Origin of the sequence: Salibaculum halophilum (genome assembly GCF_002094885.1) — a bacterium.
Classification (GTDB): domain Bacteria; phylum Pseudomonadota; class Alphaproteobacteria; order Rhodobacterales; family Rhodobacteraceae; genus Salibaculum; species Salibaculum halophilum.
This window is the reverse complement of sequence record NZ_MSIT01000003.1, coordinates 114,563-133,088: the sequence shown is the minus strand read 5'-3', so window position 1 is coordinate 133,088 and position 18,526 is coordinate 114,563. Positions and strand designations below refer to the sequence as shown.

Annotated in this window: 17 protein-coding genes and 1 tRNA gene; 6 read left to right on the top strand and 12 right to left on the bottom strand. The window is 67.3% G+C overall.

Translation table 11 applies throughout. The annotated features are described in order from the left end of the window. Positions 1-199: 199 nt before the first annotated feature. The 4 genes from BU124_RS03550 to BU124_RS03535 all read right to left on the bottom strand — a co-directional run bounded on the left by BU124_RS03550 (position 200) and on the right by BU124_RS03535 (position 3,575). A tRNA-Gln gene (locus tag BU124_RS03550) sits at positions 200-274 on the bottom strand. Between the two features lie 145 nt (positions 275-419). After that, the gene (kdsA, locus tag BU124_RS03545; RefSeq protein ID WP_084861223.1) at positions 420-1,253 is read right to left on the bottom strand and encodes a 3-deoxy-8-phosphooctulonate synthase; all 834 of its coding nucleotides are present in this window, start codon (positions 1,251-1,253) and stop codon (positions 420-422) included. Then, positions 1,253-2,938: a KpsE/RkpR family capsule polysaccharide export protein gene (locus tag BU124_RS03540; RefSeq protein WP_084861072.1), complete on the bottom strand. Its 1,686-nt coding sequence runs from the start codon at positions 2,936-2,938 to the stop codon at positions 1,253-1,255. Before BU124_RS03540 ends, kdsA begins: the two co-directional genes overlap by 1 nt. After that, positions 2,916-3,575: an ABC transporter ATP-binding protein gene (locus BU124_RS03535; RefSeq protein ID WP_084861071.1), complete on the bottom strand. Its 660-nt coding sequence runs from the start codon at positions 3,573-3,575 to the stop codon at positions 2,916-2,918. The genes BU124_RS03540 and BU124_RS03535 overlap by 23 nt, the downstream gene beginning before the upstream one ends. A 227-nt stretch (positions 3,576-3,802) precedes the next feature. Here BU124_RS03535 and BU124_RS03530 point away from each other — a divergent pair, with 227 nt between their 5' ends. Further along, entirely contained in the window at positions 3,803-4,591 is a 789-nt protein-coding gene (locus tag BU124_RS03530; RefSeq protein WP_084861070.1) for an SseB family protein, read from the top strand. 92 nt (positions 4,592-4,683) lie between these two features. Here BU124_RS03530 and BU124_RS03525 read toward each other — a convergent pair whose 3' ends face one another. The 8 genes from BU124_RS03525 to BU124_RS03490 form a co-directional block, all read right to left on the bottom strand. Then, positions 4,684-5,610, bottom strand: a complete 927-nt coding sequence (locus tag BU124_RS03525) for a 2-hydroxyacid dehydrogenase (protein ID WP_084861069.1) — start codon at positions 5,608-5,610, stop codon at positions 4,684-4,686. Between the two features lie 3 nt (positions 5,611-5,613). Then, on the bottom strand, positions 5,614-6,753 hold the full coding sequence (gene rodA, locus BU124_RS03520) for a rod shape-determining protein RodA (protein ID WP_084861068.1): 1,140 nt from the start codon (positions 6,751-6,753) through the stop codon (positions 5,614-5,616). 10 nt (positions 6,754-6,763) lie between these two features. Further along, positions 6,764-8,722: a penicillin-binding protein 2 gene (gene mrdA / locus BU124_RS03515; RefSeq protein ID WP_084861067.1), complete on the bottom strand. Its 1,959-nt coding sequence runs from the start codon at positions 8,720-8,722 to the stop codon at positions 6,764-6,766. Next, positions 8,719-9,258, bottom strand: a complete 540-nt coding sequence (locus BU124_RS03510; protein ID WP_084861066.1) for a rod shape-determining protein MreD — start codon at positions 9,256-9,258, stop codon at positions 8,719-8,721. Before BU124_RS03510 ends, mrdA begins: the two co-directional genes overlap by 4 nt. Continuing rightward, on the bottom strand, positions 9,251-10,192 hold the full coding sequence (gene mreC / locus BU124_RS03505; RefSeq protein ID WP_084861065.1) for a rod shape-determining protein MreC: 942 nt from the start codon (positions 10,190-10,192) through the stop codon (positions 9,251-9,253). The genes BU124_RS03510 and mreC overlap by 8 nt, the downstream gene beginning before the upstream one ends. A gap of 29 nt (positions 10,193-10,221) precedes the next feature. Continuing rightward, positions 10,222-11,259 (bottom strand): rod shape-determining protein, encoded by a 1,038-nt coding sequence (locus BU124_RS03500; RefSeq protein WP_084861064.1) that lies wholly within the window; start codon positions 11,257-11,259, stop codon positions 10,222-10,224. A 185-nt stretch (positions 11,260-11,444) separates the two neighbouring features. Then, positions 11,445-13,004: a 2-isopropylmalate synthase gene (locus tag BU124_RS03495; RefSeq protein ID WP_084861063.1), complete on the bottom strand. Its 1,560-nt coding sequence runs from the start codon at positions 13,002-13,004 to the stop codon at positions 11,445-11,447. A gap of 323 nt (positions 13,005-13,327) precedes the next feature. Continuing rightward, positions 13,328-14,014 carry a histidine phosphatase family protein gene (locus tag BU124_RS03490; RefSeq protein WP_342743716.1) on the bottom strand — a complete coding sequence of 229 codons (687 nt, stop codon included), beginning with the start codon at positions 14,012-14,014 and terminating at the stop codon, positions 13,328-13,330. Positions 14,015-14,069: 55 nt separating this feature from the next. Here BU124_RS03490 and BU124_RS03485 point away from each other — a divergent pair, with 55 nt between their 5' ends. From BU124_RS03485 to BU124_RS03465, 5 genes are all read left to right on the top strand, one after another. Further along, the gene (locus BU124_RS03485) at positions 14,070-14,729 is read left to right on the top strand and encodes an SDR family NAD(P)-dependent oxidoreductase (protein ID WP_084861061.1); all 660 of its coding nucleotides are present in this window, start codon (positions 14,070-14,072) and stop codon (positions 14,727-14,729) included. Continuing rightward, on the top strand, positions 14,723-16,252 hold the full coding sequence (locus BU124_RS03480; RefSeq protein WP_084861222.1) for a cryptochrome/photolyase family protein: 1,530 nt from the start codon (positions 14,723-14,725) through the stop codon (positions 16,250-16,252). The genes BU124_RS03485 and BU124_RS03480 overlap by 7 nt, the downstream gene beginning before the upstream one ends. 124 nt (positions 16,253-16,376) lie before the next feature. After that, positions 16,377-17,093, top strand: coding sequence for a phosphatidylserine decarboxylase (locus BU124_RS03475; protein ID WP_281250891.1), 717 nt, complete (start codon positions 16,377-16,379; stop codon positions 17,091-17,093). Next, entirely contained in the window at positions 17,080-17,838 is a 759-nt protein-coding gene (pssA, locus tag BU124_RS03470) for a CDP-diacylglycerol--serine O-phosphatidyltransferase (protein ID WP_084861059.1), read from the top strand. Before BU124_RS03475 ends, pssA begins: the two co-directional genes overlap by 14 nt. Before the next feature lies 1 nt (position 17,839). Continuing rightward, positions 17,840-18,493, top strand: a complete 654-nt coding sequence (locus BU124_RS03465; protein WP_084861058.1) for a class I SAM-dependent methyltransferase — start codon at positions 17,840-17,842, stop codon at positions 18,491-18,493. Positions 18,494-18,526: the final 33 nt, after the last annotated feature.

The window sequence follows — 18,526 nt, the reverse complement described above, 5'->3', positions numbered from 1 at the left end:
TCCTCACTGGGTCGAGAAGGCGCAGCGGGCAGGGCAGACACCTAAGGAAAGGCCGAAGCGCAACGTCGCCGCCCGTCTGTTGAGTGAAGCTGCCTTGCAGCCGCGTTTCGCAAGCCTGTGCCACCGGGATTCCGGGCCCGGGTGCGCCTGCGAGAAGGGGCCGCGAAAGCGCCCGTCAATCGCTGATTTCAAGAAAAGCTGGCTGGGGTGGTAGGATTCGAACCTACGATACACAGTACCAAAAACTGCTGCCTTACCACTTGGCTACACCCCAGCAGCAGGGGGCGTCATACGCCGAAGGCCGCCGGGGTTCAAGCCCTCAATGTGCTGATCCGGCCCATTCTTTGGCGGTGTCCGCGGTGGCCCCTGAAAAGCCGATCCGGCCAAAGGCATCGGCGGCGCCGGCCTGCCCGGTGCGGCTACAGTCGGACCGGCTCCTGCTTGGCCAGGGTGTCGAAGCGCATGAGCGCGCCGACCAGTGCCTCCATCCTGTCCAGCGGGATCATGTTCGGCCCGTCCGAGGGCGCCGTGTCGGGGACCTCGTGCGTTTCGATGAAGACGCCCGCCACGCCCAAGCTGACCGCCGCGCGGGCCATCACGGGGGCAAATTCGCGCTGGCCGCCGCTGCTGCCGCCCTGGCCGCCGGGCTGCTGCACCGAGTGGGTCGCGTCCATCACCACCGGATAGCCAGTGGCCGCCATCTGCGGCAGCGCCCGCATGTCGGCCACCAGGGTGTTGTAGCCAAAGGAGGTGCCGCGCTCGGTCAGCACGATCCGGTCGTTCCCGGTGCTTTCGATCTTGGAGACCACGTTGGGCATGTCCCAGGGGGCCATGAACTGGCCCTTCTTGACGTTGATCGCCGCGCCGGTCTCGCCCGCCGCCAGCAGAAGGTCGGTCTGTCGACAAAGGAACGCGGGGATCTGCAGCACGTCCGCGACGGCGGAAACGGGGGCGCAGTGATCGGGGCCGTGAACATCCGTCAGGACCGGACAGCCGAGGCTGTCCCTGACCGTCTGAAGCACGCGCAAGCCCTCCTCCATCCCGAGGCCCCGCGCGCCGCCCAGCGAGGTACGGTTGGCCTTGTCGTAGCTGGCCTTGAAGACGAATTGCGCGCCATGCCGGTCGCAGATGTCGGCCATCGTCTCGGCGATCATGAGGGCATGCGCCGCGCTTTCCAACTGGCACGGCCCCGCGATCACCGTCAGCGGGCGGTCGTTGGAAACGGTCAGGCCCTTCAGGGAGACGTCTTTCATCATGAGCTGACCTGTTCCCGCAAGATGGAGGCCGTGAGCGAAATCATCAGGTAGATGCCCGAGAAGATCAGCAAGGACAACAGCGTGTTCTCGAAGGCGCGTGGATAGGTCGGCTCGTCCGGTGCGACGGGGGCGACCGAGACCGACAGGAAGCGCACCTGGCGGTTGGCCTCGATGCGGGCCTGGTCCATCGCCGCCTGCGCCGCCGTGACACGTTCGATGGCAAAGGCATAGTTTTCCTCGGCCTCGCGCAGCTTGGCCACGACCTCGGCCTGGCTGGGGCCGCCGTTGCGCCCTTCGGAAAGCTGGCCGCGCAGGTCGTCGATCTGGTCGCTGATCCGGTCGATCTCGCCCTGCACGGCGGAAACCCGGGCCTCGTTCGGGCGCGTGTTGGATTGCAAACTCGCCAGTTCGATCCGTTTTTCGTCGAGCCGCATTTCCAGCGCGCTGATCCGCTGTTGCAGCGCGGATACCGCGCTGGCCGGGTCCACGACCTCTGCCTCGCGCTGGACGCGTGTGAGGGTGCTCAGGGCCTCTTGCCGGTCGGCCTCGGCGGCCTCGTAGTTGGCGATGGCGTCGGCCATCTGGTCCTCGCGCATGCGCTGGGTCAGGGCGTCGACACGGTCCTCGGTATAGCGGATTAGCGCTTGCGCGAATTCCTGGCTCTTCTCGGGATCGGCGGCGATCACCTCCATGTTCACCACGCCCTCGGTGGGGTCGTAGCCGACCTGCACGTGATCCTGGTAAAGATCATAGGCATCCTCGTTCGTGGCATCCGGTTCCAGACGCTGGATCGCGTCGATCTCGGGGGTCTGGAAATGCGCCTTGAAGCCGTGATCCTCGTTCAGCCGCAGCATGGCCTCGCGCGAGGTCAGGAAGGCCTGTGCGTTGACCGCCTCTGACTGGGTGGCCAGCCCCGTGCCCTGGAAAAGCCCGCCGAAACCGGAACTGCCCTGCGCTTCGGCCTGCTGGATGACGAACTCCGACTTGGTCGCATACATCGGTGTCGCGATGACGAAGAAATACCAGCCCATGGCGAAGGTCGGCAGGAAGACGAAAGCGGTCAGCCGGGCAAAAAGGGCCAGGAGCTTGCGACGGCGGCGCTTGGCGATGTCGCGCTGCATGGCGCGGATCTCGCTCGCGCGCTGGTCCATTTCCGGGCGCGCGCTTTGATCCGGCGACGCCACGTTGGTCTTGTGCACCACCGTCTGCGGCAATTGCACCCGGTCCTGCTCCTGCCCGGCGCCCTGTGCCTGGGCGCCGCCGCTGGCGGGCCGGGCGGTGTTGGCCATGTCTTTCGAGGCCTTGTCGGTTTGCTTGTCCCCCGGCGTGACGAGTTCGAGCACGTTGTTGCGCTGGAACGGGTCGATGCCGCGCTTGCGCAACTGCCGGACCGCGTCGAAATCCGAGGTCACCGCCAGCCCGTGCTTGTGCGCCACGCGCCGGGCCATGCGCAACTGGCGTCCGGTCAGCCCCTCCTTGCGGATCGCGTCGAGGTCGGCTTCGGTGGCAACACCCTCTGGGCTGGTGACATTGGCGTTGGCCGCCGCGGCCGGGGCGCTGTCGGAGCGCACCACGCGCCCGGCGTCCGGCTGGGGGTCGGCGGCCGCCTCCGGCTGGGCCTGCGAGGCCAGCGAGGCATTGCGCCGGATGCGGTATTTCCTAGCCTTGGGCTTGGTAGTCATAAAGCTGTTTCGCCTCGTCCAGGGTGTCGAACATCTGCAAGCGGCCATCGTGCAGAACCGCCGCCGAGCTTGCGAATTTTTCCAGCGTTTCGGGCTGGTGGGAGACGATGACCACGGTCGTGGTGGCCAGCCGCTCCCTGAGGATCTCGCCGGCCTTGCGGTTGAATTCTGCATCAGTCGTATGGGGCATCCCCTCGTCGATGAGGTATATATCGAAATCCAGCGCAAGCATCAGGGAAAATGTGAAACGCGCCTTCATCCCCGAGGAATAGGTGCCCACGGGCATGTCGTAGTATTCCGCGATCCCGGCGAGCCAGCGGGTGAAGGCCTCGATGTAGTCGGGATCGAGGCCGTAGAGGCGGGCGATGTAGCGGGCGTTCTCGCGCGCAGTGTGGCGGCCCACGACGCCGCCCATGAACCCCAGCGGGAAGGAGATTCGGCAGTTTCGGCGTACCTCGCCCTCGTCGGGCTTTTCCAGACCGGCCATCATGTTGATGACCGTGGTCTTGCCGGTGCCGTTGGGGGCGAGAATGCCGAGCGACCGGCCCAGGTCCACCCGGAACGAGGCGCGGTCGAGGATGACCTTGCGCTGCGTGCCGGTCCAGAAGGACTTGCTGACGGTGTCGAATTCCAGCATCGGTGCCTCGTTTCCCGCGGCGGGCGCAAGCAACTCGCCGCGCGGGTCCGCGTGACTCTGTATTGTTCTCGCTAGCGTGACAATCTGGCGATAATATGTCGGATCGGTGATGGATTTGGCAATGGCGAGCGGCATTGCGGTCTCGTTCGCGACGTAGCGACGAGTGACAGGAGGGCGCTTGCAAACCGCGCCGCGACTTACTACCGCCGACCGCGGAGAGGTGCGCGATGACCGAGACGACCGAGATCGACAGGGCCCATGCGGCCATGCAGGCCGCGCCCGAGGACGACGCGGCGCGGCTGCGCTTCTACGAGCGGCTGGCCGAGGGCGAGGTGTTCGTGCTCTTGCAGGAGGACCCTGGGGCGGACTCCGTCGCGCCCGAGGTCGTCGAGGTCGCGGGGCAGTCCCATGTCCTGGTCTTCGACCGGATCGAGCGGCTGTCGTCTTTTTCGGGCGGGGCTGCGCCCTATGCCGGCCTGTCGGGTCGTGAGTTGGCCAGGATGCTTGCGGGTCAGGAAACCGGGCTGGCGCTGAACCTTGATGTTGCGCCCTCGGCGATGCTGATCGGCCCGGAGGGTGTGGACTGGCTGGCCCGCACGCTGGACGCGGCGCCGACCGAGGTGGAGACACGGCTGCGCGAACTGACCGCCCCGTTCGACTTGCCCGGCGGGCTGCTCGAGGCGCTGGACCGCAAGCTGGCGCAGGCCGCGGGCCTGGCCGACTGCGCCTACCTGGCCGGCGCGGTGGCCGAGGATGGTGCCCGGGGCCTGCTGCTGGCCTTTGTCGGAACGGCACCGGGGGCCGAGGCCGCCCTGGCCCGCGCGGTGGGCGAGGCGCTGACCTTCTCGGGGCTGGAGACGGGTGGCATCGACGTCACCCACCTTGCGGCCGGTTCCGACATGGCCGCGCGCCTGGCGCGGGTCGGGCTGCGCTTCGATCTGCCCCGGCCCGAGGTTCGAACGGCACCGGGGTCCGATCCCGGAATGGACCCGGACAAGCCGCCCCGGCTGCGCTGACCCGGCGGGGTGGCTGCGCCACGCTGTCCTGTCTCGGCGTCGCCTGCGGCGCCACCTCGGGCGGGGCGCGGGTGGCGGATGGGGCGCGCCGGTCAGTAGCCGGTGTCGCGATCCACCAAGTGCAGGAAGGGCGCGCCGGCCTCGCCACGGCGGATGTTTTCGGCGATGACGGTGGCGGCCGTGGCCGGCCGGGTGGCCGAGGCGATGTGCGGCGTCACGGTCACCTTGGGGTGCGCCCAGAAGGGGTGGTCGGCGGGCAGGGGCTCGGTCTCGAAGACATCCAGCGTGGCGTGGCCGAGGTGGCTGTCGAGGGCGGCGAGCAGCGCCGCCTCGTCGATCAGCGGCCCGCGACCGGGGTTTAGGAGCACGGCCCCCGGCGCCATAAGGGCCAGCCGGTCAGGGCGCATGACGTGCCGGGTCTGCGCGGTCAGCGGCAGCAGAAGGACGACAATCTCCGCGTCGCGCAGCGCCGCGGCGAGGCCATCGTCCCCAGAAAACACCTCGACCCCCGGGATTTCCCTGTCGCGCCGGGCCCAGCCGCGCACGGCAAAGCCAAGGCCGGCCAGCGTCGTGGCGCAGGCGGTCCCCAGCGCGCCGAGGCCCAGTACCGACACGGGCCGGTCCGCGGCCAGCGGCGGCACCTCGCTGCGCCAGCTGCCGTCCTGGCCGAGGATGTGCCGGTCCATGCCGAGATGATGGCGCAGCACATGGCCGGTGACCCACTCCACCATGCCCTGTGTCAGGCCGGGGTCGACCATGCGCGCCAGCGGCTGCACCAGGGTGGGGTTGTCGGTCAGGGTCTCGACCCCGGCCCAGATGGTCTGGACCAGCTTGCAGCGGGTATAGGGGCTGTAATCCTGCACATCCCCGTTGGGCGCGGTGACGATGTAATCGACCCTCTCGGGGGCGTGATTGGGGGACAGATCGGCGCTCAGCCCGGCTTCGGCAAGGGCCTGTCGCAGCACCTTCTCGTAGTCGGGCCAGCACCGCGCCCCGGCGGCGAAGAGAACGCGGATCATGGTCTACCTTGGCTTGTGAACATGGGCCGATTGCACCAGCCCGAAGCCGATCATCAGCACCAGCATGGCCGAGCCGCCGTAGCTGACCAGCGGCAGCGGCACGCCGACGACCGGGGCCAGCCCCGTGACCATGGCCATGTTGACCGCGAAGTAAAGAAAGAAGGTCGCGGCCACGCCGAGGGTGAGCAGCGCCGCGAAACGGTCCTTGTTGGTCAGCGCCGAGGCGATGCAGAACATGATGATCAGCGCATAGAGCACCAGCAGCGTCGAGGCGCCGAGAAAGCCGAATTCCTCGGCCAGGGTGGTGAAGATGAAATCGGTGTGTTTCTCGGGCAGGAAGTTCAGGCGGCTTTGCGTGCCTTGCATGTAGCCGCGCCCGGTCCAGCCGCCCGAGCCCAGGGCGATCTTGGCCTGCATGATGTGATAGCCCGCGCCGAGCGGGTCCCGGCTGGGCTCGAGGAAGGTGTCGATCCGGGCGAACTGGTAATCCTTAAGGAGCTGCCAGGAGGTCCCGCGCGAGACGAGAACCGTTGTGACAAGACCCGCGCCCGCCGCGATGACGCTGGCGAAATAGGCCCAGTGGACGCCGGCGACGAACAGCACCGCCCCGCCGCCCATGACCAGCAGCAGCGTGGTGCCCAGGTCGGGCTGGCGCAGGACCAGCGCGGCGGGAATGGCGATCAGCAGCAGCGGGATCGCGATCCAGACCGGGCGGCTGACCTTGTTCAGGGGCAGCCAGTCGTAATAGGCGGCCAGCAGCATCACCAGCGCGATCTTCATCAGTTCCGAGGGCTGCAGGTCCATCGGGCCCAGGTCGAGCCAGCGTTGCGAGCCGTTGCGCTCGACCCCGACAAGCTCGACCAGGCCCAGCAGGATCAGCGAGACGGCATAGGCCAAGAGCGCCATGTTGCGCCAGAACCAGATCGGTACCAAGCCGACCCCGATCATCAGCCCGAGGCCGAGGCCGACGCGCTGCATCTGCGGTTCGGCCCAGGGCTGCATGCTGCCACCCGCGACGGAATAGAGCATCAGGACCCCGGTGCCGCAGACCGCCACGACAAGAAAGATGATCGGCCAGTTGAGGTAGAGCAGCTTGCGCAGTCCTGTGGGGACGTATTTGACCTGATATTCGAGATAGCTCATGCGGCGCCCCTCAGGCCCGGTCGGCGCTGCGGCCGGGGCGGATGTCGCGCAGTTCCAGCGCGCGCTGCTGTTGCTCGATCTGCCGCCGGTCGGCACTTGGGTAGGACGACAGCGGCGGCGTGCCCCCGTGCAGGGCCTGCAGCATGATGTCGCGGGCGATCGGGGCGGCGGCGGTGGACCCGCCCCCGCCATGTTCCACGACCACGGCAACGGCATACCTGGGGTCGTCGTAGGGGGCGAAGGATACGAAAAGCGCGTGGTCGCGGCGGTGCCAGGGCAGGTCCTCGTTGCGCGACACGCCGCGGGCGCGTTCCTCGGCGGTGATGCGGCGGACCTGGCTGGTGCCGGTCTTGCCGGCCTGGCGCATGTCCTCGGCGACGATCCGGGTGCGATAGGCCGTCCCGCGCCGATGGTTGGAGACATCGTACATCGCCGCGCGGACGCGGCGCAGGTGATTCTCGTTCAGGCCCAGCGTTTCGCCGCCGCCGGACGGCTGCTCGACCCCGTCGATCGAGCGCACCAGCCGCGGCGTGATCGCCCGGCCGGTGGCGATTCGCGCGGTCATCACGGCCAGTTGCAGCGGCGAGGCCAGCACGTATCCCTGTCCGATCGAGGCATTGACCGTGTCGCCGATGCGCCAGCTTTGCCCACGCTGGCTGCGCTTCCACTGCTTGTCGGGGGCGATGCCCGGCGTGATCGCGGACATCGGCAGGTCGTGGCTTTGGCCCAGGCCCAGCCGCCGGGCCATGGCGGCGATCTTGTCGATGCCCACCCGCTGCGAGACGTCGTAGTAATAGACATCGCAGCTCTGCTTGAGGCTCTCGTGCAGGTTCATGTTGCCGTGCCCGCCGCGTTTCCAGCAGTGAAACCGCACGTCGGACACATCGAGGTGGCCCAGGCAGCGCACGGTTTCCTCGGGGTCGATCTCGCCGGCTTCCAGGGCCGCCAGAGCCACCACCATCTTGAAGGTTGACCCCGGCGGATAGGCCCCCTGCACGGTCTTGGCCGACAGCGGGCGGCGGTGCTTGCGAGGGTCGAGGCCACGTTCGTTCAGCGCGTCCCAGTCGGCTTGCGAAATCCCTCGCACGAACATGTTGGGATCGAACGACGGGGCCGAGCCGATGGCGGCGATATCGCCCTGGTCCAGGTCGAGAACCACCGCCGCCGCGCTTTCGCCGCGCAGCCGTTCCTGCACGTAGTTCTGCAACCGTGCATCGACGGTCAGCTGCACGTCCGCACCCGGCTCGCCCTCGGTGCGGTTAAGCTCGCGCATGACGCGTCCCGAGGCGTTCTTCTCGACTTCCAGCGTGCCGGCCTTGCCGCGCAGGACCCGCTCCAGATTGGCCTCGACCATGGTCTTGCCGATCTGGAACCGCGGCAGCCGCAACAGCGGGTCCTGATCTTCTATGCGGTTCAGGTCGTAATCGCTGACCGGGCCGACATAGCCGACGACATGGGCCATGTCCTCGGCCTGGGGGTAGAGCCGGCTCAGGCCAAGTTCGGCGGTGACGCCGGGCAGGGCGGGGGCGTTGACCTCCACGCGGCTGACATGGCGCCAGGCCACGCGCTCGGCCACGGTCACGGGAATGTCGCCGCGCACCTCGTCCAGTTCGGCGCGGGCGCGGGTCAGTTGAACCTCGGTCACCGGGATCAGCCGGGCCAGCTTGGCCAGCACGGTGTCGACGTCGCCCGCGTCCTCGCGGGTGATGGTGATGTTGTAGAACTGTTCGTTCTCGGCCAGCACAACGCCGTTGACATCGAAGATCAGCCCGCGGTCGGGGGGCAGAAGCTCGATGTCAATGCGGTTGCGCTCGGCCAGGCTGCGGTAAGTGTCGCCTTGGTCCACCTGCAGCGCGCGCATGCGCCAGCCGAGGATTCCGACGACGCCCAGCTGGGTGCCTCCCAGCAGCAGGGCCCGGCGCGAGACGCGGCGCGCGCTGGTTTCGGTTTCCTTCGGTCCGCGCTTCATAGCCGGTTCCCCAGTGAGTCGACTTCACCTTGTGCGGGGCGACTGACACCGAACAGCAGGAACGACAGCAGTGCCACCAGAGGATAGGCCAGTATGGTAAGCATCATTTGCGTCACTGTCAGCCCGAAGGGCGCCTGCGGCACCACCGTCAGCGACAGGGCGACCCTGTAGGCCAGCGTGATCGCCACGATCCCGGCGGCGATGCCCAGCCATTCCAGCGGAAAGGGCACCACCCGGAGCGAGCGGGACCGCGCGCGCAGGACCTCGGTCAGGAGCAGCACCAGCGCCGTCCAGAGCCCCGGCGGCCGGTGAAACAGCATGTCGGACATCAGGAAGACGGCAGCGATGAGCAGGGCGGGCACATGGTCGGGCCGGCGGGCCGCCCAGGCCAGCGTGATCAGAAGCACGAAATCGGGACTGCCCCAGCTGCGCGGCATGGTATCCATGGGCAGCAGGTGCAGGAACATGATGACAGCACAGAGACAGACATAGATCCCGCGGCCGATCCAGATCCGGCGGCGCGAGGCTTCAGCCATCTTCGGGGCCATCTGTCGGGCCGCGGTCGCCGGCGATCTCGGCGGGCGCGGGTTGTGCCTCGGGTTCGGGCGCCGTGACCGGGGCGATCAGGGCGCCGTTGGCGTCGATCCGTTCGGCCTTCTGGCTGCGCAGCACGCGCAGGAACTCCAGCCGTTCGAAATCGGCCGCCAGGCGCAGGCGCAGGCGGCTGTCGGTGCCGCGCACGACCTGCCCCACCAGGATGTCGGCAGGAAACAGCCCGCCATCGCCCGATGTCACCACCCGGTCGCCGGGGCGGATGCTGTCTGGGTCCTCGATGAAATCCAGCGGCGGCGTCATGGTGTTGTCGCCGGCCAGGATCGCTCGCTGCCCCGAGGGCTGGATCGTCACCGGGATGCGGCTGGAGGTATCCGTCAGAAGCAGCACCCGGCTGCTGTCCTGGCCGACGCCCGAAATGCGCCCGGCCAGGCCGATGCCGTCCATCACCGGCCAGCCGTCGAGGATGCCGTCGCGGGCGCCCACGTTCAGTAGCACCGACTGCCGAAAAGGCGACCCGCTGTCGGCCAGCACGACGCCGGTCACCCAGGTCAGTTCAGGGTCCAGCCGCACATTGTTAAGGTCGCGCAGCACCGCGTTTTCCTGTTCCAGTTGCAGCGCCGCCTCGCGCCAGGCCTTCATGTCCTGCAGCTCGCGGCGCAGGTCGCGGTTCTGTTCGGCCAGCCGCTGGTAGGACTGGAAGTCCGACACCAGGTTGGCAACGCCCGTCACGGGCGCCATGGCCCATTCGAAGGATGGCACGACGCGGTCGATGATCTCGGCCCGGACGCGTTCAACGCGCGGGCTGTCGATCCGCCAGAGCAGGAACAACCCAAGCAGCAACAGCACCAGCACCCCGATCAGCAGGCGCCGAACCGGGCTGACATAGTCCTCGGACTGGGCTCTGTCCCGTGCCATGGGGCGTCATTCCAACGTCTGCCGACAGCTCAGCTTTCGTAGTCGATCACGTGCCGCAGCTGTTTTTCGTATTCCAGCGCCTTGCCGGTGCCGAGGGCCACGCAGTTCAGGCTCTCGTCGGCGACCGACACGGCAAGGCCGGTCTGTTCACGCAGGGCCAGGTCCAGATGGCCCATCAGCGCGCCTCCCCCGGTCAGCATCACGCCCCGGTCGACGATATCGGCGGCCAGGTCCGGCGGGGTGGCTTCCAGTGCTGTCATCACCGCCTCGCAGATCTGCTGGACCGGTTCGGCCAGCGCCTCGGCCACCTGGGCCTGGCTGATATCGGTCTCCTTGGGCACCCCGTTGAGCAGGTCGCGGCCGCGGATCTGCATGGACTGGCCGCGGCCATCGTCGGGCATGCGCGCGGTGCCGATCGAGGTCTTGATACGCTCTGCGGTGCTGTCGCCGATCAGCAGGTTGTGCTGGCGGCGCAGGTAATTGATGATCGATTCGTCCATCCTGTCGCCGCCCACGCGGACCGATCGGGCATAGACGATGTCGCCGAGGGACAGGACCGCCACCTCGGTGGTGCCGCCGCCGATGTCGACGACCATGTTGCCGGTGGGGTCGGTGATCGGCATGCCCGAGCCGATGGCCGCGGCGATGGGTTCGGCGATCAGCCCGGCGCGGCGGGCGCCCGCGGACAGCACCGACTGGCGGATGGCGCGCTTTTCAACCGGGGTGGCGCCGTGGGGCACGCAGACGATGATCTTGGGCTTGGAGAAGGTAGAGCGCTTGTGCACCTTGCGGATGAAATACTTGATCATCTCCTCGGCGGTGTCGAAGTCGGCGATCACGCCTTCGCGCATGGGGCGGATGGCCTCGATGGAGCCGGGCGTTCGGCCCAGCATCAGCTTGGCGTCCTCGCCCACGGCCAGCACCTTCTTGACACCGTCCTTGACGTGGTAGGCCACCACGGACGGTTCGGACAGGATCACGCCGCGGCCCTTGACGTAGACCAGGGTGTTCGCCGTGCCCAGGTCGATCGCCATGTCCGACGAAAACAAACTTGCAAATCCAGCCATCCTGCGGCCCGTCCCCCATTGGATATTGGTCCGCGACTCCCCCTGGAGCGCGGACTGCAGGTGCTTATAGGCGCGTGGCCGGGCAGGGAAAAGGGGGCTTGGCGCGCAGGGGCGTTATTCCGCCGGACCTGGCGGGGCGTCTGCCATGGGCCGGGGCGCCGTGGCCCCGGCCCGGCGCATCCTTGTCATTCGCCCGCGTCGGTGTAGCGGATTTCCTTGACGTCGGCGCCCGGCGCGGTCTTCTCGCGGCGCACGATCAGGCGATTGAGCGCGTTGATATAGGCCCGCGCCGAGGCGACGACAGTGTCGGTGTCGGCCGAGGAGCCCGTGGCGATGCGCCCGTCCTCGACCAGGCGCACCGAGACCGTGGCCTGGGCATCGGTGCCCTCGGTCACCGCGTGCACCTGATAGAGTTCCAGCCGCGCCGCGTTGGGCCAGATCGCGCGCACCGCCTTGAAGGTGGCATCGACAGGGCCGTCGCCGGTGTCGGTTACGGTGTGGCCGGTGCCGTCCACCGCCATCGTCAGCGTCGCCTCGGCCGGGCCGCCGGTGCCGCAACTCACGCCGAGATCGAGCAGCTGCAGATGATCCTCCGCGCCCTCGTTGATGCGCACCAGCGCGATCAGGTCGTCGTCGTAGACCTCCTTCTTGCGGTCGGCCAGTTCCTTGAAACGGGCGAAGATGTCCTTGACCTCGTTGTCGCCCAGCTCGAACCCCAGTTCGTCAAGCTTGGCACGCATCGCCGCGCGACCCGAATGCTTGCCCAGCGGCAGCGAGGAGGCGGCCAGCCCGATGTCCTCGGGGCGCATGATCTCGAAGTTCTCGCGGTTCTTGAGCATCCCGTCCTGGTGGATGCCGCTTTCGTGGGCAAAGGCGTTCTTGCCGACAATGGCCTTGTTGAACTGCACCGGAAAGCCGGACACCGTGCTGACCCGGCGCGACAGCGCCATGATCCGGGTGGTGTCGATGCCGGTGTGAAAGGGCATGATGTCGCCGCGGGTGCGCAGGGCCATGACGACTTCTTCCAGCGCGGTGTTGCCGGCGCGTTCGCCCAGCCCGTTGATGGTGCATTCGATCTGCCGCGCACCGCCCTCGACCGCGGCCAGCGCATTGGCCGTGGCCATGCCCAGATCGTTGTGACAATGCGTGGCAAAGATCACCTCCTCGCCGCCGGGCACCTCGGTGATGAGCCGCCGGATCAGGTTGGCGCTTTCGCCGGGGGCGGTGTAGCCCACGGTATCGGGGATATTGATCGTCGTGGCCCCGGCCTTGATCGCGATCTCGATCACCCGGCACAGGTAGTCCCATTCCGTCCGAGTGGCGTCCATCGGCGACCACTGCACGTTGTCGCACAGGTTGCGCGCATGGGTGACCGTCTCGTGGATGCGGTCGGCCATTTCGTCCTGGGTCAGGTCGGGAATGGCCCGGTGCAGCGGCGAGGTGCCGATGAAGGTATGGATGCGGGGCGAGGCGGCGTGCCGGACCGCCTCCCAGGCGCGGTCGATGTCGGTGGGGTTGGCGCGGGCCAGCCCGCAGATCGTCGCGTTGCGGCTGCGCCGGGCGATCTCGGCGACGGCCTTGAAATCGCCTTCCGAGGCGATGGGAAAGCCCGCCTCGATGACATCGACGCCCATCTCGTCGAGCATCTCGGCGATCTCCAGCTTCTCGTCGTGGGTCATGGTCGCGCCGGGGCTCTGCTCGCCGTCGCGCAGCGTGGTGTCGAAGATCAACACGTGGTCGGTCATGGGATGTGGTCCTTGGTGTCCTTAGCGATGGTCTGGCGGGTGTCCGGCGCGTCATCTCCCCTGAGCGGTCGCGCCGAAAGGCACGCTCAGAGGCGGCTAAGGAGAAGCAGGCCGGGCAGGGCCGGGCTGAGAGCGATGCGCGTCATGGAACCGCACTATACGGGCCAAACGTGTTTGCAAAGGGGGCGGCTGCAAAAATGTGCGCTTCCGCGCGCTCTTTATCCGGCCACCGGCGCGGTGCCGCGCCGGACCCTGCCGACGGCGCGGATGGACCCGGCGCCTGCCTCCGGCGGCGGTATTTGCCGACCCGAAGAGGCGGGGAGTCAGATCCAGCTGCGGCTGTCGGCGCGCTCGGGCGGGTCCAGGTGGGGAATGGCGTTGAAACTGGACAGGAAGGTGCCGCTTTCGAGCACGCGGAAGCGGTGGACCGAGGAATTGTAGATCGGCAGCAGCACCTGAGCCAGGCGTTCCGGGTCCAGATCGAGAGCCAGGCGCAGGGCCATGGCGATGACCCCGCCTGAGGTGATGCAAAGCACCCGGCGGCCTGGCGCGGCGGCCTCGTCGAGCACGGTGCGGATGCGCGCCTCGAAGGCGGCGAAGGGTTCGGCACCGGTGATCTCGGCGGCGTGCCAGGCCTTGAAGGTCTGCGGGATGTGCGATGCGAAATCCTGTTCCGAGGCCGGCTGGGCCAGCCCGTGGGTGATCTCGATGTCCCGGGCCAGGGCGAAATAATCCAGCTCGTTGAGGCGCGCGTCGGTGCGGTCGGCGGTCACGCCCATGGCCTGCGCGGTTTCTCGGTGCCGCCGCATGGTGCCGCTGAGGACCTGGTCGAAGGCGGGGTCGTGGCCGCGCATCCACGCGCCCAGCCAGGCCGCCTGCTGGTGGCCCAGCGGCGAGAGCCGGTCGTAGTCCGCTTCGCTTGTGGCGCCCGTGTTGGCCTGGCCGTGCCGGACCATGACGATTTCGCCCATCTTCTGCCTCTTGATGTTGCTGCTGTCGTTGCGTGGCACGCGACCGGCGCGGAGACAACTGGAAAGCCGCGGGCCGCGCCCTAACCTCGCCAGCATGGAAAACGCACTTGTCATCGGCGCCTCGGGCGGGATCGGCGCGGCCCTGGCCGCGGAACTGGAAACACGCGGGTATCGGGTGACCGGGCTGTCGCGGTCGGCCGACGGGCTGGATGTGACCGACGCGGAGTCGGTAGAGCGTCACCTCGGTGCGCTGGAAGGCCCCTTCGCGGCGGTCTTCGTCGCCACGGGCACGCTGGCCGCGGGGGGCGCGCCCGAGAAGGCCCTTTCGGCCATCACGCCCGAGCAGATGGCCAGAGTCATCGCGATCAACACCATCGGCCCGGCGCTGGTGCTGGCGCAGGTGCCGCGGCTGTTGCCGCGCGAGGGGCGCTCGGCGGTAGGCGTTCTGTCGGCGCGCGTCGGGTCCATCAGCGACAACCGGATGGGCGGCTGGTATTCCTACCGGGCCTCCAAGGCCGCCGTGAACCAGGTGATCCATGGCGCGGCGATCGAGATCGGGCGCAAGCGCAAGCAGGCCGTGGTCGCTGCATTGCACCCCGGCACGGTCGAGACAGCCTTCACTGCCGGGTACCCGGGGCATGACAAGGTCACGCCGGAGGTGGCCGCCGGCCGGCTGTGCGACGTCATGGCGAGGCTCGAGCCGGCCCAGTCGGGCGGGTTCTACGACTATGCCGGCACGGAGATCCCCTGGTGACGCGGCTGGTCCTTGTCCTGGGCGATCAGCTGAGCGAAGGCCTGTCGGCGCTGCGTGCGGCGGACAAGGCGCGCGACGTGGTGGTCATGGCCGAGGTGGCCGACGAGGCCGGCTACGTGCCCCATCACCCCAAGAAGATCGCTTTCGTGTTCAGCGCGATGCGCAAGTTCGCCGCCGAGCTGCGCGCGGCGGGCTGGGATGTGCGATACGGCCGCCTCGACGATCGGGCCACGGGGGCGAGCGTCTGTGCCGAGCTGCTGCGCCGTGGCGAGGAGGTCGGCGCGACCGAGGTCCTCGCGACCGAACCGGGCGAGTGGCGCCTGATCGAGGCGCTGCGGGCCTGCCCGCTGCCGGTGACGCTGCAGCCCGATGACCGGTTCCTGTGTTCGCACGCCGACTTCGAGGCCTGGGCCGCCGGGCGCAAGGCCCTGCGGCTGGAATATTTCTACCGCGAGATGCGCAAGACCACGGGCCTGTTGATGGAGGGGGACCACCCCGCCGGGGGCCAGTGGAATTTCGACCATGACAACCGCAAGCCCGCGCCGGGGGCGGTGGATTTCGACGGGCCGATGCGGTTCGCGCCGGATGCGGTGACGCGCGAGGTTCTGGACATGGTGGCCGACCGTTTCGGCGACAATTTCGGCGACCTGGAGGATTTCTGGTTCGCCACGGATCGCGCGCAGGCCCGCCGGGCGCTGGCGCATTGGGTCGCGGGCGGCCTGCCGAAATACGGCGACTACCAGGACGCGATGGTGACCGGCGAGCGGTTCCTCTGGCATGGCGTGATCTCGATGTATGTCAACGCCGGGTTGCTGGGGCCGATGGAGGTCTGCGCGGCGGTCGAACAGGCCTGGCGCGACGGGCGCGCCCCGCTGAACGCGGCCGAGGGGTTCATCCGCCAGGTCATCGGCTGGCGCGAATACGTGCGGGGCATCTATTTCCTGGAAGGGCCGGACTACACCGCGCGCAACGCGCTGGGCCAGACGCGCGATCTGCCACCGGTCTACTGGGGCGGGGAAACCGGGATGCGCTGCATGGCCGAGGCCGTGGGCCAGACCCGGACCGAGGCCTATGCCCACCATATCCAGCGGCTGATGGTGACGGGCAACTTCGCGCTGCTGGCCGGGGTCGACCCGGCGCAGGTTCACGAGTGGTACCTGGCGGTTTACGCGGATGCCTACGAATGGGTCGAGGCGCCGAACGTGATCGGGATGAGCCAGTTCGCCGATGGCGGGATCATCGCCTCCAAGCCCTATGTCTCCAGCGGCAACTACATCAACAAGATGTCGGATTACTGCAAGGGCTGCGCCTATTCCGTCACCAAGAAGACGGGGCAGGGGGCCTGCCCGTTCAACCTGCTTTACTGGCATTTCATGGACCGGCACCGCGACCGCTTCGCGGGCAACCCGCGGATGGCGCAAATGTACCGGACCTGGGACCGCATGGATGCCGACAAGCGCGAGGTGATCCTGTCGGAGGCCGAGCAGGTACTGGCCCGGCTGGACGCGGGCGAGGTGGTGTAGGGCGCAACGGGGTGGGCCCGAGCCGGTGCAAATCCGCAAGGACACGCGGCCAGGCAACGCAGCTGCGAAACATGCTCTGGCGACTGTGGTCTGCACGTGGCACTAATACCTCCATGACAAGTGCCTGCCAGCATCGAGGAAAGATGCATTGAACCTGCTTTCGACATTCATCAAGCCGATGCACCCCGAGGGCAAAAGGTTCGTTGCGATCTTTGCGGCCGGGACTGTTGGCCTTTTCCTGGTTGCCTCTGTCCTCGGCTGGATCGGTGTCGGGCTTACGATCTGGTGTTACTACTTCTTTCGCGACCCGCATCGCGTCACGCCCACACGGCCCGGCGTGATCGTGAGCCCGGCCGACGGGATCGTGTCACTGATCGAACCGGCTGTTCCGCCGGCCGAACTGGGTATGGCCGACACGCCGCTCACGCGGATCAGCGTGTTCATGAGTGTCTTCGATTGCCATGTGAACCGAAGCCCGATTGCAGGGGAAATCACATCGGTCGCCTATCGCCCGGGAAAGTTCGTCAGCGCGTCGCTTGACAAGGCCAGCACGGATAACGAACGCAATGGTGTGTGCCTGCGCCTTGCCGGCGGACAAGAGCTTGCTGTCGTCCAGATTGCCGGCTTGGTGGCCCGTCGCATTGTCTGTTTCGTGAAACAGGGCGACCGGCTGAGCACCGGTGACCGGTTCGGCCTGATCCGCTTCGGCTCACGGCTGGACGTGTACCTGCCCCCTGATGTCGCCCCCCTCGTTGCTGTCGGGCAGACCATGATCGCGGGCGAGACGGTGCTGGCGGAGCTGGACATGGCCGGGACGGAAGGCGCCGATGCCGACGAATAACGGCAAATCCTTCACCGACCTCCCACTGGTCCAGTTGGTCCCGAACATGCTGACCATCGCGGCCATCTGCGCGGGGGTGTCGGCCATCCGTTTCGGCGTGCAGGGCGACTATCAATTGGCGGTGCTGTTGATTGTGGCGGCCTGCATCCTCGACGGCCTGGATGGAAAGATCGCACGGCTCTTGGGTGGTGACAGCAAAATGGGGGCCGAGCTGGACTCGCTCGCTGACTTCGTGAATTTCGGTGTTGCCCCCCCGCTCGTGATCTATCTGTGGGCGCTGCAGGACATGCCCAGTGCGGCGTGGCTGTGCGTGCTGGTCTTCGCGATCTGTTGTGTCCTCCGCTTGGCGCGGTTCAACGTGAGCAACAATGCCGATGGAGACGCCCGCCCCCCTGACGACGATTTTGTCGGTGTCCCGGCACCGGCAGGCGCGATCCTGGTCCTCCTGCCGATGTCCGTTTCCTTTGCCTTTTCAAATCAACCGCTTCTGCCCGACGTTTTGATTTGCGGCCATATGGTCCTGGTCGGAATGGCCATGATCAGTCGCATCCCGACATGGTCGCCCAAGCGGCTCCGAATTTCACGCGGGAACATCAAGTACTTTCTGCTCGGGTTCGCCTTGATCGTCGCCACGTTGCTGACCTACGCTTGGATCACGCTGGTGGTCTTCTCGTTTGGATACGTGGCAATGGTCATCTGGAGCCAGATTGCCGCGTTCTCAGACACTTACGGGAAGGAAGACTGACTTGGAAATCGAAGCCGTTCAGACCTCATACGCACGCTGGGCACCGGTCTATGACAAGACCTTTGGCGCTGTCACCAATGTCGGCCGACGCCGGGCCGTGCGGTATATCAACGGGCTGTCCGGCACCGTGCTGGAGGTCGGTGTCGGAACCGGCCTTGCCCTGCCGTATTACAAGGCCGATCTGCAGGTCACCGGAATTGATTTCAGCACCGACATGCTCGCCAAGGCCCGGGCCAAGGTTCAGCGGCTGAACCTCGCGCAGGTGGTCGAGCTGCGCCAGATGGACGCGCGCTTGCTGGAGTTCGACGATGCCAGCTTTGACACGATTGCGGCCATGCACGTGCTGTCCGTGGTTCCAGAACCGGAAAAGGTGATGGCAGAGATTGTGCGGGTCCTGAAGCCCGGCGGGCGCGTGGTGATCACGAACCACTTTGTGCGAGAACGCGGGTTTCTGGCGTTCCTCGAACGTGTCTCGTCTCCCTTTGCCAATGTCCTTGGCTGGCACTCGGATTTTGAAATGGACACTGTTTTGCAAGACCCGTCACTGGCGATCGCGGAGCAGGCGCCCCTCCCGCCGCTCGGCATGATGACGTTCCTCGTTCTGCAGAAGTCCGGCGCGGCCGACGGGACTGACCAAACCGAAACCGAGCGTTGAGCGGCGGTCCGCCAATGACCGTGACGCCGACCT